General features: G+C 36.0%; 15 protein-coding genes. All 15 read right to left on the bottom strand.

Translation table 11 applies throughout. The features are described from left to right. Positions 1-44: 44 nt before the first annotated feature. The 15 genes from Q0X66_RS15910 to Q0X66_RS04975 all read right to left on the bottom strand — a co-directional run bounded on the left by Q0X66_RS15910 (position 45) and on the right by Q0X66_RS04975 (position 14,738). Positions 45-155: a hypothetical protein gene (locus Q0X66_RS15910; RefSeq protein WP_366938669.1), complete on the bottom strand. Its 111-nt coding sequence runs from the start codon at positions 153-155 to the stop codon at positions 45-47. 170 nt (positions 156-325) lie between these two features. After that, positions 326-2,494, bottom strand: coding sequence for a DUF5916 domain-containing protein (locus Q0X66_RS04910; RefSeq protein WP_297703797.1), 2,169 nt, complete (start codon positions 2,492-2,494; stop codon positions 326-328). Positions 2,495-2,713: 219 nt separating this feature from the next. Beyond that, positions 2,714-3,310 (bottom strand): hypothetical protein, encoded by a 597-nt coding sequence (locus tag Q0X66_RS04915; RefSeq protein ID WP_297703799.1) that lies wholly within the window; start codon positions 3,308-3,310, stop codon positions 2,714-2,716. Positions 3,311-3,313: 3 nt separating this feature from the next. Then, entirely contained in the window at positions 3,314-3,802 is a 489-nt protein-coding gene (locus Q0X66_RS04920; protein ID WP_297703801.1) for a sigma-70 family RNA polymerase sigma factor, read from the bottom strand. 198 nt (positions 3,803-4,000) lie between these two features. Further along, on the bottom strand, positions 4,001-5,092 hold the full coding sequence (locus tag Q0X66_RS04925; protein WP_297703803.1) for an amidohydrolase family protein: 1,092 nt from the start codon (positions 5,090-5,092) through the stop codon (positions 4,001-4,003). Between the two features lie 82 nt (positions 5,093-5,174). Continuing rightward, the gene (locus Q0X66_RS04930) at positions 5,175-5,783 is read right to left on the bottom strand and encodes a nucleotidyltransferase family protein (protein ID WP_297703805.1); all 609 of its coding nucleotides are present in this window, start codon (positions 5,781-5,783) and stop codon (positions 5,175-5,177) included. Next, entirely contained in the window at positions 5,783-6,793 is a 1,011-nt protein-coding gene (locus Q0X66_RS04935) for an XdhC family protein (RefSeq protein ID WP_297703807.1), read from the bottom strand. The genes Q0X66_RS04930 and Q0X66_RS04935 overlap by 1 nt, the downstream gene beginning before the upstream one ends. Continuing rightward, positions 6,794-7,993 (bottom strand): molybdopterin molybdotransferase MoeA, encoded by a 1,200-nt coding sequence (locus tag Q0X66_RS04940; protein ID WP_297703808.1) that lies wholly within the window; start codon positions 7,991-7,993, stop codon positions 6,794-6,796. It abuts the gene before it with no gap. A gap of 70 nt (positions 7,994-8,063) precedes the next feature. Next, positions 8,064-9,134 (bottom strand): HesA/MoeB/ThiF family protein, encoded by a 1,071-nt coding sequence (locus tag Q0X66_RS04945; RefSeq protein WP_297703809.1) that lies wholly within the window; start codon positions 9,132-9,134, stop codon positions 8,064-8,066. Next, the gene (locus Q0X66_RS04950; protein WP_297703811.1) at positions 9,131-9,736 is read right to left on the bottom strand and encodes an NTP transferase domain-containing protein; all 606 of its coding nucleotides are present in this window, start codon (positions 9,734-9,736) and stop codon (positions 9,131-9,133) included. Before Q0X66_RS04950 ends, Q0X66_RS04945 begins: the two co-directional genes overlap by 4 nt. A gap of 54 nt (positions 9,737-9,790) precedes the next feature. Further along, positions 9,791-10,774, bottom strand: coding sequence for a GTP 3',8-cyclase MoaA (moaA, locus tag Q0X66_RS04955; protein ID WP_297703813.1), 984 nt, complete (start codon positions 10,772-10,774; stop codon positions 9,791-9,793). Between the two features lie 37 nt (positions 10,775-10,811). Next, positions 10,812-11,057, bottom strand: a complete 246-nt coding sequence (locus Q0X66_RS04960; RefSeq protein ID WP_297703815.1) for a MoaD/ThiS family protein — start codon at positions 11,055-11,057, stop codon at positions 10,812-10,814. A 1-nt stretch (position 11,058) separates the two neighbouring features. Then, positions 11,059-13,230, bottom strand: a complete 2,172-nt coding sequence (locus Q0X66_RS04965) for a molybdopterin cofactor-binding domain-containing protein (protein WP_297703817.1) — start codon at positions 13,228-13,230, stop codon at positions 11,059-11,061. Positions 13,231-13,252: 22 nt separating this feature from the next. Further along, the gene (locus tag Q0X66_RS04970) at positions 13,253-13,714 is read right to left on the bottom strand and encodes a (2Fe-2S)-binding protein (RefSeq protein WP_297703819.1); all 462 of its coding nucleotides are present in this window, start codon (positions 13,712-13,714) and stop codon (positions 13,253-13,255) included. A 97-nt stretch (positions 13,715-13,811) separates the two neighbouring features. Further along, positions 13,812-14,738, bottom strand: a complete 927-nt coding sequence (locus Q0X66_RS04975) for a polysaccharide deacetylase family protein (RefSeq protein WP_297703821.1) — start codon at positions 14,736-14,738, stop codon at positions 13,812-13,814. Between the last annotated feature and the right edge of the window lie 25 nt (positions 14,739-14,763).

Here is a 14,763-nt window from a genome sequence, read left to right on the forward strand (position 1 = left end):
GTTTTTTTAAAATAATCATTTAATATCGAAAATAGAAAAATACACTATCGCTTTAACATAAAAAACCCAACCTGCGAATTACCTTTGGTAGTTTCTATTCTGTACCAATAAGAATCAGAAGCCTGGGGTTTACTATTAAAACTACCATCCCACACTTGATCCGCAATTATTTATGGTCTATTTGACTATAAGCGAATGCCGTAAGCAAGGAAATTATTCCCATTAAGGTTAATTTAAATCCAAATTCAGTTTTAGATAATGATGCCATTAAGTTCTATAGTAAAATTCGATAAAATATAAAGTTAATCCTTTTTATCACTTCAATTTATTTATTAAACCAGTAAGTGAGTTTTAGGGTAATTGACCAAATCCTGCCGCCAAATGGTTCCAATAATTCATTATTGGTGTAGACCAGGAACAAATCCGAAGCTGGTTTATAGCGCCATTGAAACCTTGAGTTTAAATTAAAATTTTTAGATTGTTCGTTATATTGAAACAAAGTAGCAAAAAATAGTTTGTTGGTAAATGTAATATCTACTTCAGATCCTATTAACCAAAATTCTGTAGTATTCCATGGTTCGGGTAATTTTATGTTATTATAACTAATATTTGAGCTAAGGCTAACATATGGTTGAAAACGATAGCCCAATTCGCCTGTTATGCCTATTCTCTTACCGGCTTCATAGTAACCCCCAACTCTTCCGCCTGCAGAATATGTAAACATACTTTGTGGTCTGGAATTATATTCAAATCTAAAGCCATTCCATCGATGTTTGGTTCCTGCAGCTAAAGAATCTTTTCCAGTGCCTGTAGGATCAAAAGGCGTTAATAATTCAACATATTCATTGAATCCTGTCAGGTTTATACTGCTTCGGTTACGAAAGTTTATGAGGTATTGTAGAAAATTCAGATGATCTGTTTCCTTAATTTTTTCATCAAAATAATAATTTAATTTTCCAACAGGCCCATGGCTTACAACCGGGCCGGCTTTAGGGAAAAATAAATGTCCTAAAAATGCACTGAATTTAAAATATCCTGTTCTGGGCACGAAGCCAACTTCCGCAGTGTATTCACTATCCACATATTCTTCTTGAATGCCCCAGTTCCATCTTCTACTCTTGTATTCAATATTGGCAGCCTGAGTAATCCCGTTTCCCTGTTTATCTGGTGAAAATGATTTGAGTATAAAGGCTTTTCCATTCCACAAGTTATCTGGAGAGGCCAGATTATATTCCAATCCAAAATTCCGATTGAATTTTGGGTAGATTGTACGCAGAGAGTCATTATCTTCGGGATAGTTAATAGACTGCTTATTTACAAAAAGTAGCCCGATGGTAGATCTACTAAATACTTGTCGTTGCAGGCTAATTACGCCAAAATTTTGACTTGGAAGTCCTGTTTCTTCGACTTTTGCGGTTTGAATATCCATTACTCCCAAACGCCACTTTTCACCAAGGTTTCCGCTGAGTCGTAATCCTGCATCAATTGGAATACCAAGTCCAATTCGTCTCGAAAAGAAGGGCCTGATAGTCTCAAAACCGAAGCTTGCAAACAAATCAGCGTTTTCAAGGAAGAATTGTCTTCTTTCCGGAAAAAAAAGTTCAAATCTATCAAGATTTGTAATCTGCCGGTCTACTTCAACTTGAGAAAAATCCGGATTTATCGTCAGGTCAAGGTTTAGCGAGGAGGACAGACTTATTTTAACATCGCCACCCACTTTGGCCTCATAGTCTGTATTTTCATCTAAATCATAAGTCGTTTGCCCCAATGCATATGGGATTAAGGAAAAGTTGAAACGTGGTGTAGGAGGAGCTTCATCCCAAACTAATACCCCGGTATAAGCCAATGAAGCTGTAGGAAATTGCCTTGGTATTGGTGTCCAACTAGATTTTTCACTTGATGCTAAATGAAGTCTGCTAAAATTAATCCCCCATTCTTTAACCCCATCTTCATACCTTATGGATTTAAATGGAAGGGCCATTTCAAAAACCCATTTTTCGTCGTCCCGAGTTACTTCTGATATCCATTTGCTATCCCAATTGAGATCAACGTTGCCTCCCGCAAACATGGTCCCATCCCACTGAGCCCCTGCCGCATTCGAACCAAATGTAAACCCGGTTGTTTGGTTATTAAAGGGATCTAAGAATAATAAAAAATTGTCATTCTTTCCGAAGGAAAAATCACGCCGCATAGATTCCACGAAATAACGCCCGGGAACACTGTTATAAAAAGTAGCGATTAAATAAATATTAGTGTCATCATAGGTCATCCGTATTTCAGACTTATCTGTAGCCTTGTCGATGTCCATTGGTAATACCATAAAAAAGTCTTTGGCTACATCAGTTCCTTTCCAGACTTCATCATCGGCAAGGCCATCTATTTTTACAGGTAAATTGGTCTTTCGAATATTTAAGCGAAAACCTTCATTCTTTTTTTGGGCAGAAAGCTGTAGTACAATTACTAAAAGGATTAATGTAAGGAGTAACTTCTTCATGTTACTTTTTTGATGAATCGCCTGCATTCGCTTATAAGCGACATTTACACCTACTAAAATGACTAAAAAATGAAATTAAAGATCGTGGTTCGTTTATTCTAAAACTATGATAAAGTTCAGTAAAAATTAAAAAAGATCCTGAAATTAAACACTGATATAATAAGCAGCTAAAAAAGCCCCATAAAGTGGGGCCTAATAAAAAAAGGGAAATATTGATTTTTAAGCTTCCAATTCCTTAAGAATATTTTCTGCGGAATTGGTTATATTCTTGTAGCACTTATAACCCCATCTGGTAAAGAAAAACAAGAAAATAGCCATTATTGGCAAGTAAATGAGCCAGATCCTGCTTTGCAGAAAAAGATCCTTATTATTCATGATTTTACTAAATACGGGCAAGCATGTAAACATTAAGACAAAACTCAAATATATTCCAACCCTTTGCATAAGCAGTAATTGGTTCTTTGCCTTAGTATAACCTACAATCGTTTCTTTAAAACTATTTTTTACAATATTCATGCGTTTAATTTTCCCTAATAATCCCAAAGTAATAACAGGTAAAATAATTAAGAAAACAACGGTAAATATCCCACAGGCAAGAAGATACCAGGTGTCTAACTTATCCATGTTGACCAAAAAATAAATGGCCATAAGGAAACATATTACGGCTCCTATTGATTCATAAAATGTGATCTTATCAAACTTTGTCCTAAATTTTTCCTTTGTCATTTTCATAATTAGTTCATTGGTTAGTTTTTTTTGCTGCTCTAATTGATCACTCATTTCTGACCAAATTGTTTGGATTTCTTCTAAGTCCATATCTTATTTTTTCAATATTCTTGATTTTAATTTTTGCTTAATCCGGGAAATACGAGTTCCAACATTAGTTTCGCTTAACCCCGTGATTTCGGCAATCTCCTGGTACTTTTTGCCCTCCAGTAAAAGAAGTATTAAACCTTTTTCCAATATGTTCAACTCGTGAATATGTTCATATACCATTTTCAAACGGTTTTCAAATTCTGGATCATAATTTTCCGTTTGTCTCAAAACAACCTGATCTATGCCAGTCGTAGTCGAATGTTTTTTGCCTTTCTTTAATTGACCTATTGCGGTATTTAATGCTATACGATACATCCAGGTACTAATTTTAGATTCATTTCGAAAAGAATCAAAGGACTTCCACAATTGATAGACAATTTCCTGATATAAATCTTTTTGGTCCTGTCCGTTTTGTGTGTAGATCGTGGTGATTTTAAAAATAACACCTTCATTTTCCTTGATTATCCTGGTAAATGATTCTTCTTTACCCATATTTTCACAACTTCTGTTTAATTAGTTGACCTATTCCTAAAAAAATCACACTTTCCTGAAAATTTTTATAGAGGTAAGGAAAATTGCCACTTTATGAATATATCAAAAATGGTATTTCTAATAAAATTACACTAAGGAGTTTATTAGTAAATAGTTATAAAGTCTATTTGGGATATCTTCACCAGAAAACCATATAGTTTAGTTGTCGAACAAACTTTGATCGAGTCCGGGCAGTAATTTTAAAGCATTTTTATAATATACTTTTCTCAATACTTCGTCCGGGAGATCTAACCCATACATAGCCCAGAATGCGTGATACTTTTTGTAATAGGGAAAATATTCATCAGCCGTTTCCAAAACTCTGAAATAGGTTGGAAATTCCTTCGGATTCCAGCTGTCTTTACCAAAAAGTATACGATCCTGATGAGCTATAAAGAACTTTCGGGCATTTCGTGGTTGCCTTCCAAGTTCGGCTATGATAGCGCCAATACCCACATACATATTTGGCATTTGTTTCAAAAGTTCGGCTAGTTTTTCTAAATTATTAGCATACCATCCCATATGTGCATTAATAAATTTAGTTTGCGGATGTTTCCTAATCATATTGTGCTGTTCACCAATTATTTGTTCCCATGGAGCGGGATTATCTGCTGACCGTTTCCTTCGTGGTCTTGTTTTTAATTCTAACCAGCGCTCGTTATAACTATCAATTGGATCCCAGAACGACTTTGGATCTGCGGCATGTATAAGAACCGGAATGCCTAATTCTCCACATTTGGCCCAAATAGGATCTAATCGACGGTCATCAATTGCTATTCGTTTTCCATTAACATCCTTATTTCTAAGCCCCAGGCTTTTATATATTTTGAGTCCTTTAGCACCGTTTTTTACATCCTGTTCTAAATTCTTCACTGCATTTTCTGCCCAATCTACATTTCCAACTCCCTGGAAATCTACGTTGGCAAAGACTACAAACCTATTTGGGTAATTTTGATTTACATTGTTAAGCATATTTTGGAGACCTTCGCCCGATCCCCCACTCAGATTAACCATTACGGCCATATTTAAGTCATCCATAGCAGTGATTAACTGTGTTAAGTCTTGAGTGGCCATTTTAAACTGATGACTATGAATATCAATAAATGGATACTTTGCTTTCTCTACTATATTTTCAGTAACCACCAGTGTGGATTTCGGATTGTACTCTTCAAATTCCATCTCCTGGGCATGTGCCTGAAATAAAAAAGTTAAAAGAAATAAAGGAAGAAAATGGTTTTTAAAGGAGGTCATATATATGTTTTTTAATATTCGAAAAATACTATAAATCTATAACGCTTGAATTATTAAATAAAAGCATCTTAAATAATTACAATTAGTCATTGGACATTTTTAGAAGGTTATTATAATCTTCTAAAGTATCTACATCATAAATTTTTTCTAAAGGGTTTAAAACATGTACTTTATCTCCACATTTATTAAGTATAAGTTGAGCACCATTATCGCCATCTAATTTCTGTAAATCAGTAAAATAGGTTCGTTTAAACAGAGCCGGCACTCCAATTTTATCACCATATCTGCTACCAATAAGTTCAATTTTACTATTGCTATAAATACCTATAATTTCATCAAGATATTCAGTATCTATTAAAGCCTGATCCGCAAGAAGAATTAGTACCGCATCTGTGTCATTGTTATGATCCAACAAATAATTAACTCCACAAGATATTGAGGTTCCCATGCCTGACTTCCACTCGGTATTTTCAAGAAAAATTACATTATTCGTTTTTATTTTGATAGTCTCTTTTATTAACCGGGCGTTAGAACCAAGGATTACAATTAGCTGATTTGCTTTTGATGATTTGGCTATTTTAATAGTATGCTCCAGAAGAGTTGAATCTTTCCAAGGTAAGAGCTGTTTAATTTTTCCCATTCTACTGGAAGATCCTGCGGCAAGAATTACGATAGTTACCTTAGAATTCATCAATTATGTATTGTACCCAATTTATTCCTTAAAAGCATAGGGTCTTTTTTACGAAATACTGCAAGGATTTCGGCTATTATAGATACCGCTATTTCCTGAGGAGTTTCTGCGCCAATATTTATACCTGCTGGTCCGTAAATGGATTCAATGAAAGTATCTGATACTTCCGGGTTGTATTCCATTAGTTCATTTAATAGCTTTTCTCTGCGTGATGAAGGTCCTAACAAACCGAGATATATTGGTGTAACTTCCTTAAGTGCCAGTAAATATTTAAGATCTTTTACATAACTATGAGTCATTAACACAAGAGCAGTTTGGTTATCTACTAATTGAGGATCAAATTGTTCTGGCAGCTGTGAAAGAAATTGCTGAGTTCCGGGAAAATCGGCAATACTCTTTTCTTCGGTAGGCGTTGATATGACGGTTACCTCCCATCCTGTCATTGCGGCATATGAGCATAATTGAACTGCATCATGTTCTGAACCAATTATTACCAATTGAAAACAGGGAGTCAGTTTTTGCTGAAATACCTCGACCCCTTTTTTAGTAATGAAATCGGGTCTCAGCGTTAAGGTGCTGTTATCAACTTTGAGAAAACTACCTAATTCTTCACTACTACTTTCCTGTCTTGTAAAATATGATACAAGCTCAAAGCTTTTCCGTTCTTTAATCGTCTGCCAAAAAGTTTTTAAAGTGGTCTCATTTGGACTAAATGGTTCTAATAGAATATATAAGATACCTTCACACCCCAAACGGTAACGCCCATCGTAGGTCATAACTTTCGGTATCCCACTACTAAACACACTTTCGGCCTGTCTTTGTATCTCTTTCTCTACACATCCCCCACTGACGGCGCCAATCATTTTCCAATTATCAAGGATTAGCATCCGTACACCAGGACGGCGATAAGAAGAGCCTTCCAGTGCCACAACAGTTGCCAGAACTGCTTTGTAGCCAGATTTATTATTCCTTTGGTAGGCAGTGAATATATGTTTTAATTCATGAGTCATTTAAATAAGAGTTCTGGCACTTATAAAAGTTACTTTTTCATCTATCTTATATGGATCTTCCCTGGGCATTAAGTTAATAAATCCATCTGCTCTGGATAAGCTGGTAAGGTCACCAGAACCATTATCCTTTACCAATTTGGCTCTAAGAATACCATTTTCCAATCTGATTTTCACCCCTAGAAAACGAGTCATACTCCCACTAATGGTGATAGTTTCTTCCAGAAACACTTCTAATTTAGAGATGGGCAACCCTAATGATTTTTGCAACCAAGGTCTAAAATAAATATGATAATTGGCAAATGTTGATATCGGATTTCCGGGGAAAGAAAATATTACTGTTTTTGCGTCTTTATGCACACCAAACCAGAAAGGTTTACCAGGTTGCTGTAATACGCCGTGAAAGACTTTTTCTACACCTAATTCCTCAAGTACTTTAGGAATAAAATCAAATTTACCTTTAGATACTCCCCCACTCATTAGCAATACATCCATTTCCTGAATTACATATGATAATTTTTGTCGTATCATATCTTTATCGTCGGACAAATGTAAAAGTAAAGGTTCTATTTTTTCTTCGTATAGTGCAGCATAAAGTGTATATGAATTAGATTTTCTAATTTGATGAGGCAAAGGATGATCTTCTACCTCAACCAGTTCATTGCCCGTTGAAATAACAGCAATTCCTGGCAGTTTTTTAACTTCAATATTAGCTTTCCCAACTGCAGCAAATACGCCTATTTCTGCAGCTGTTATTTTTGTGCCGTTAATTATAACCAGCTCATCTTTTTTCTTGTCACTGCCCTTATCATGTATGTTTTGTCCTCTTTTAGCCAAGGTATTGATATTGGCTATCCCATGTTCAATAGTAATATCTTCGTACATGACAACGGTATCTGCTTCGTAAGGTACAACTGCACCGGTCATAATTTCTACACAATGTTCTTCTTCCAAGAATTTATATGTGCGTTGACCTGCAGCAACTATTGCTTTAATTTCAAATGCCCTTCTACCGTTCTCAATGGCGTTATAATTTATTGCTATTCCATCTTTGGTAGCTCTATCAAATGGTGGAAAATCTCTATCCGCGAATATATCAACCGCCAGGACCCTACCAATAGCTTGTTTTATGGACACTGTTTCTGTTCCATAGTCCTGACTATAGTCTAAAACAAGATTATATGCTTCTGCAAAAGAGATCATAGAAAATCATAAAAGTGTTTTGTACAAATACGCTTCTTAAGGTTCAATGAAAAAATAGCGCAGTTACCAATTAAATAAGTAATGCGTTATACTGGTTTATTCCACCCAAGATATTATAAATAATGGTTTTACTATTGACTTTTAGCAATTTTTGTTGTGCGATTCTACTTCTAATACCAGATTGGCAAATAATATAAATGGGATTTGTAAAGTCTAATTCGTGTTTACGATTTTCCATTTGCTCTATCGGGATATTTATCGAATTTACCAGATGATTTTGCTTGTACTCCTTTTTTGACCTGACATCAATGAGTTGAATAGGATCTTTACTTTCCAATAGATGATAAAATTCATTGGCAGAAATTGAATTAGTTATTTCGCATTCACCATCAAAATAATAGTTGCCGAGAACCTTGATTTTTTTGTTTTCAGGGATATGTGGAAATTTCACTTTAAGAAATGACTGATCTAAACCATTATAAATAAGTAACTGGCCTGATAATACTTTACCTTTCCTTATAATTATTTTTACAACTTCTAAGGCTTGTAAACTACCCACAATACCAGGAATAACACCCAGAACACCGTTTATATTGCAATCGGGAATCTCGTCATTAGATGGCATCACAGGAAATAAGCATCTGTAAGTTGGCCCTTCCTGGTAATTAAAAACACTCACCTGAGCTTCAAATCCGTGAAGTGCCCCATAAACAAAAGGTTTGTCCAGGATAACACAAGCGTCATTAATTAGATAACGGGTTGGGAAATTATCTGTTGCATCTACAATAACATCATAATCAGCCAGAATAGTCAAAGCATTATCGCGTGTCAGAAATGTATCATGCCCTATTAATGTTGTACCAGAATTTTGCGATTTTAATCGCTCTAAAACTACCTCAAGTTTCGCTTTTCCAATATCTTTTTCGGAATAGATTACCTGCCTTTGTAAGTTGGTAATTTCTACCTTATCCCCTTCTACAATTCCCAGGGTTCCAATACCCATAGCATTTAAATATTGTAGGACAGGAATACCAAGACCACCTGCGCCTACCACCAAAACGCTTGATTTTAGCAATAAATCCTGCGATTTATGACCAAATTCTTTAAGGGAAGTTTGACGTATGTAGCGATTTGAATTCAAATGGATTCTAATTTGGATAAAACTTCTCTATAGTCTTCCTCAGAGTTGGCATTCATTAAAACAATATCATCCATGGGATAGACCAATTTAATCTCAGAATTAATCAAAAATTTTCGTGGACAACTGCTAGTCGCATGCTCCAAATAATCTATCGAATTGGCTAATCCATGAGGTTCCCATATAGCAGCCAAAGGTTCCGGTAAACCACTTTTCCTTGTGGCGAATGCAGTTGCATTTTTTTCACTATCTCTTGCTGTTATCAATTGTTTTATTGCATTAATATTTATTAAAGGAAGATCGCATGCCAAGACAAACCAGGCAACTTCAGGATAGATATTATGCGCACTCAACAATCCATTAAAAGGGCCTTTAAATTCATCCTTATCAATAATTGTAGCTATATCCTTAGAAATTTCGGAGGCCTGCTCTTTTCGTATACTTAAAAATGTTTTTTCGCAAACGCGGGATAGTAAATTATATATATGCTCTCTCTGTGGGAGGTCATGATATTGAATTACACCTTTATCCTGACCCATCCGGGCACTTTTCCCTCCCGAAAGTACGAGCCCATATAATATTTTTTGTGAGTGAGTTTCTTTCATTTAAATCGTTCTTTAGAATTACCGATATAAGCTGACTAGTCCGGACTTTTAGTATTAACCCCCGATGGAGGTCATGGAATTATCAAATACTCCTTTGTGTTCCTTCTGGGCTTCAAAGCCCGTAATCGCCCTTTTGCCAATGACATTTTGTATTGCGTCTTTAATATTATATTCGGCAGAATTAGCCCTTATTATTTCTCTGAGATTAGTTTTCGGAGGGCCATATAAACAAGTAATAACATCTCCCAAAGCAGTTATTCTTAACCTATTACAACTACCGCAGAAAGTTCTGCTAAATGAAGGAATAATCCCAACATTACCTTTATGACCCGCTATCTTATAATTAATTGAGGTTGACGTTTTTGGTGATGGTATTTTTTGTATTGAGGGATAAGTATTACTTATATGAGACAAGATCATTTTGTAATCCCATTTTATAGTGTTGAATTTTTTAGATCCACCATTAAAGGGCATTTCTTCCAGGAATCGTACACTTACAGGATAATGCTTTTGTAATTCCAAAATTGGAATTATGTCCTGTACATTCTGATTGTCAAGTACAATAAAATTAATACGGACATTAAATCCTTCTGTTATAAGCCTTATAAGGTTATTATGGACGATATCGTACTGATCACGACGGGTTATTCTTTCAAAAGTAGCCTTATTTATAGCATCCATACTTACATTAACATCCTTAATGCCAAGCTCTTTTAGTTCATCAATATAAGGGCCAATCAACGTGGCATTTGTCGTAATTGAAATTTCTTTAAGACCTTCATTATTCTTAAGGTTTCTGAGTAAGACCATCAGATCTTTTCTAACAAAAGGTTCTCCGCCTGTTATCCGAATTTTATCAATACCCATTTGAACTAGTAATTCGCCAATTTTTGAAAGCTCTTCGATGGTCAATAGCTTATCTTTCTTAGCAAAGTCTATACCTTCAGATGGCATACAATAATTGCATCTCAAGTTACAACGGTCTGTAACAGCCAGGCGCAGGTAATTTATTTTTCTATTGTGATTATCTATTAGCATTCAACATACAATATTTACTTTACTTATTTCATAAACACTAACCCCCGCTTACCGGCGGAATCAATGCGATTTCATCAAAGCTATTTATTTCAAAATCATCCGTTGCATAATTGTTATTCACTGCTATTGCCAAAGAACTAAGCTTATTTAACTCAGGAAATGCAATGCCAAGATAGGATTTTAATTCTCCAACTGTGTTCAGCTTTGCAGATTTCACAACAGGCATTGATAAGGTTGAACTACCAACAATATCTTTGGTTATACCAAATAATAATATCGTCATATTAACCAATTATTTCCTTTTCCGGGCCTTTAAGCAGTTCCGGATATTTACTAAAGGGCTGTTTATACAATCTTTTTCCGGTTGCTGCCTTAAAAGCATTTGCAATTGCGCCACCCGCAGGGGGCAAAGTCGGTTCCCCAAGTCCTGTGGGAGAGAACTCGTTCTTCATTAGATGAGTTTCCACAATGGGAGCTTCTTTCATCCTAATCAGCCTATATTTGTCAAAATTGGTAGCCTGAGGTACTCCGTTCTGAAATGTAAAATCACCATACATTGAATGTCCAACACCATCAATAACCCCGCCTTCAATTTGATTTAATGCCCCTAATGGGTTTATAACAATTCCACAATCTACAACACAGGTTATTTTTTTGACTACGGGATTACCATTCTCCAATACCACATCGGCAACTTCTGCAACATGACTGTTATGACAGTAATAATTTACAAACCCCTGGTAGACCCCTTCAGGTTTTGTTCCCCAACCAGATTTTTCAACTGCTTTCTTGATTACCTTTTCCATTCTCTCAGGGGAATATTGAATGCGTTCATCAGTGGATCCTTTAACTTTCTGTAATAAGTCTAATCTAAGTTGTATTTTGTCCACTTCCATCATCTCGGCCAATTCATCAAAGAAACTTTGTTCGGCAAAGGCAAGGAAGTTGGTATAAGGTGCTCTCCAGGCCCCGGTTGTAATATTACTCTGATATTTGGCTACATCAACCTGGTAATTTTCAATTGCTCCAGCTGGAAAAAAGTTAGGTATCAGACCATACATATTAGAGTTAATAGCCGCCTCTTTAAGATGATATCCAGTAACTTTTCCATCTTTTACCGCTGCTTTAATTCGATATTTTATTGCAGGTCTGTAAATACCATCAGCCATATCATCATCTCTTGAAAACACTACCTTTACAGGTTTTCTGGCCAGGTTTGAAATCTCTGCGGCTTCTACAGCAAAATCCCCATACAACCTTCTGCCAAAACCTCCACCCATTCTGGTCATCTCTAAATGAACCTCCTCAAAATTGCGTTCCAGCATTTCAGCGATATGTTTGGCTGTACCTTCCGGTGTTTGAATAGGTCCTACCAAATGAATCTTTTCTGCTGTTACATTAGCATAAAAGTTCATCGGCTCTAAGCAGTTATGTGGAAGGAAAGGAGATTCATAGGTTCTTTCCAAAACCTGATCTGCTTGTTCAAATGCCTTTTTAACATTCCCGTCTGCACGGAGTGTTTCAAATTTGTTCCCGTTTAATAATCCCAACATCAATTTATCGTGATCTTCAGAACTTTCCAATTTTGAATCTGTTTTCCATTCTGCCTTTAAAGCTTTTTTACCTTTCATTGCAGACCAGGTATCTTTTGCCAAAACGGCTATTTTATCGCCAAACTTGAGCACTTCTATTACACCATCTATTGCCTTAGAAGCTGAATCATCATAAGACTCCAGTTTCTGACCAAATGCCGGAGGTCGCATTACAGAGGCAATGACCATGCCTTCGGTTTTATAATCTAAACCAAAAAGAGGTTCACCTGTTATTATTTTATCGATATCGACATTAGCAGCATCTGTTCCAATTATCTTATAGTCTTTAACATCCTTAAGAGTAACTTCTTCAGGTATCTCAAGAGCAGCAGCTTCATTAACAACTTCGCCATATCCCAATGTTTCTCCTGCAGCATTGCTAATAATGCCCTCATTAGTAGTGCATTCAGAAGGATCAACCCCCCATTTTACCGCAGCTGCATTAATAAGCATTTGTCGTGCTGTTGCCCCCGTTTCCCTTAAGGGATCCCAGCCAAATCTAATAGACTGGCTTCCTCCGGCCACCTGACGCGTATAGTTATTCGTATCTAAAATTCCTTGCTTAACATAAACGTCTTTCCATGCAACGTCTAATTCCTCAGCAATGATCATAGGCATGGAGGTTTTTACTCCTTGTCCAATTTCAGGATTAGGTGAAAATATAGTCACTGCACCATTATCTGCTATTTGAATAAATGCGTTAAAATCATTGTAGTTTAATTGCGCCAAATCAATTGCTGGTTTGGCATTGGGTTTACAGGCGTTAAACAAGTTAAAACCGATTAATAATCCACCTCCTGCCAGGGAGCTGGTTTTCATAAAGGATCTTCTGCTAAATGTTATTGAAGTTTTTTGTGTGGACATTTTGATGATTTTTGTTGATTCACTAGGCCAATTTATTAGCGGCTATTTCAACTGCTTTGTAAATTCTTGTATAAGAAGCACATCTGCAAATATTGCCTTGCATGGCATCTTTAATCTCAGCTTCTGTTGGATTTGGATTTTCTTTAAGAAATGCAGAGGCCGTCATAATCTGGCCTGTCTGGCAATAACCACATTGGGGTACATCTACCTCTTTCCAGGCCTCTTGAACAGGATGGTTACCATCTTCAGAGAGTCCTTCTATGGTAGTTATAGATTTTCCTTCTACCTGAGCCATTGTTAGAGCGCAGCTTCTGACGGCTATTCCATCAAGATGGATAGTACATGAACCACAAAGTGCAATACCACAACCATATTTTGTTCCTACTAAGTTTAAATGATCGCGTAAAACCCATAGTACTGGGGTGTCTTCGCTTACTTCTATTGACCTCGATTCACCATTAATATTTAGTTGATACGTTGGCATGTGCAAGTTGTTTTAGTGAATTATTAAAATACTTCTTAAAGTTATCAAAATTATAAGTATGAGATGCTCATTTAACAAATTGTTAAATGTTAAAAGTTTATTCTGTTCTTGTAATTTTATCTCTCAATTCTCTCCAGCTCACCAAAACGATGCCTTCTTGCCGGATAATTTCAATACATTCCTTACTGGTAAAAAAATCGAAATCAGCCTGTCGCCAGTCAGAGGCATAATAAGTGTGATTTATGGTAACTCCCTTCATCTCATAATTATCATATGCCAGATGTATCAAAAGACAATTTAAACCCGGTTCAAGTTTACGAAGAAGTGAACTGTAATATTCTTTCATTCCATTTTCATAATCTGCAGGTGAGGCCATATGGATAAAGTCCATCATTACTGTATTATCATCCAATAAAGATTTTAATTCTTCATTTGTTTCTGTTAGAATTCTTTTATCCAGCAAAACAGGCAATTTAAATTCCCTCCCTAAACGAATATAGGCTTCGGTATACTCTGGCCTTCCTGTAACAGCAGCCATATGTGTATCTAAATGTGTAATATCTATTCCAGTCTTTTTTGCTTTACTTATCTGGTTTCTCAATTCCAATTCTACTTCCAGGGGTTTGGCGAACATGGAGAGACTATCTACAGAAGAAAAGAAATATCCCTTTGAATTAACAAGGCTAGTCACTGCATCCCTTGAGGAAACAGGTCCCCATTTGTAAAAATCCCATTCACTAGTCAGAGTTAGATGCAAACCAAGGTCTAATGTTTGGTTTTTCTTTGCGTAATCGGCAATTTCAGGAAACCATGGACAAGGAACCATAATACTTCCAGAATTTACCGGGCCATTTTCCATAGCATATATACTTGCCATATTTTCGGAATGAGAAACGCCAAGATCATCGGCATGAATTATCAGAAGTTTAGCATCTGCCCTGTAGCCTAATTTTTCCGCGATCGTTTTACCCTGTCCGCAGGTAAATAAATTTCCTAGAAAAAAGAATACTAATACGAGGCGCATGATATGTATATAGATCATTTATTTA

Origin of the sequence: uncultured Eudoraea sp., from assembly GCF_947260015.1 — a bacterium.
Lineage (GTDB): Bacteria > Bacteroidota > Bacteroidia > Flavobacteriales > Flavobacteriaceae > Eudoraea.

Coding starts and splice junctions, on each gene's coding strand:
- Q0X66_RS04960 (WP_297703815.1), bottom strand. CDS start 11,057: ATGACGATATTATTATTTGGTATAACCAAAGATATTGTTGGTAGTTCA.
- Q0X66_RS04930 (WP_297703805.1), bottom strand. CDS start 5,783: ATGAATTCTAAGGTAACTATCGTAATTCTTGCCGCAGGATCTTCCAGT.
- Q0X66_RS04935 (WP_297703807.1), bottom strand. CDS start 6,793: ATGACTCATGAATTAAAACATATATTCACTGCCTACCAAAGGAATAAT.
- Q0X66_RS04915 (WP_297703799.1), bottom strand. CDS start 3,310: ATGGACTTAGAAGAAATCCAAACAATTTGGTCAGAAATGAGTGATCAA.
- Q0X66_RS04975 (WP_297703821.1), bottom strand. CDS start 14,738: ATGCGCCTCGTATTAGTATTCTTTTTTCTAGGAAATTTATTTACCTGC.
- Q0X66_RS04920 (WP_297703801.1), bottom strand. CDS start 3,802: ATGGGTAAAGAAGAATCATTTACCAGGATAATCAAGGAAAATGAAGGT.
- Q0X66_RS04950 (WP_297703811.1), bottom strand. CDS start 9,736: ATGAAAGAAACTCACTCACAAAAAATATTATATGGGCTCGTACTTTCG.
- Q0X66_RS04925 (WP_297703803.1), bottom strand. CDS start 5,092: ATGACCTCCTTTAAAAACCATTTTCTTCCTTTATTTCTTTTAACTTTT.
- Q0X66_RS04965 (WP_297703817.1), bottom strand. CDS start 13,230: ATGTCCACACAAAAAACTTCAATAACATTTAGCAGAAGATCCTTTATG.
- moaA (WP_297703813.1), bottom strand. CDS start 10,774: ATGCTAATAGATAATCACAATAGAAAAATAAATTACCTGCGCCTGGCT.
- Q0X66_RS04970 (WP_297703819.1), bottom strand. CDS start 13,714: ATGCCAACGTATCAACTAAATATTAATGGTGAATCGAGGTCAATAGAA.
- Q0X66_RS04910 (WP_297703797.1), bottom strand. CDS start 2,494: ATGAAGAAGTTACTCCTTACATTAATCCTTTTAGTAATTGTACTACAG.
- Q0X66_RS04940 (WP_297703808.1), bottom strand. CDS start 7,993: ATGATCTCTTTTGCAGAAGCATATAATCTTGTTTTAGACTATAGTCAG.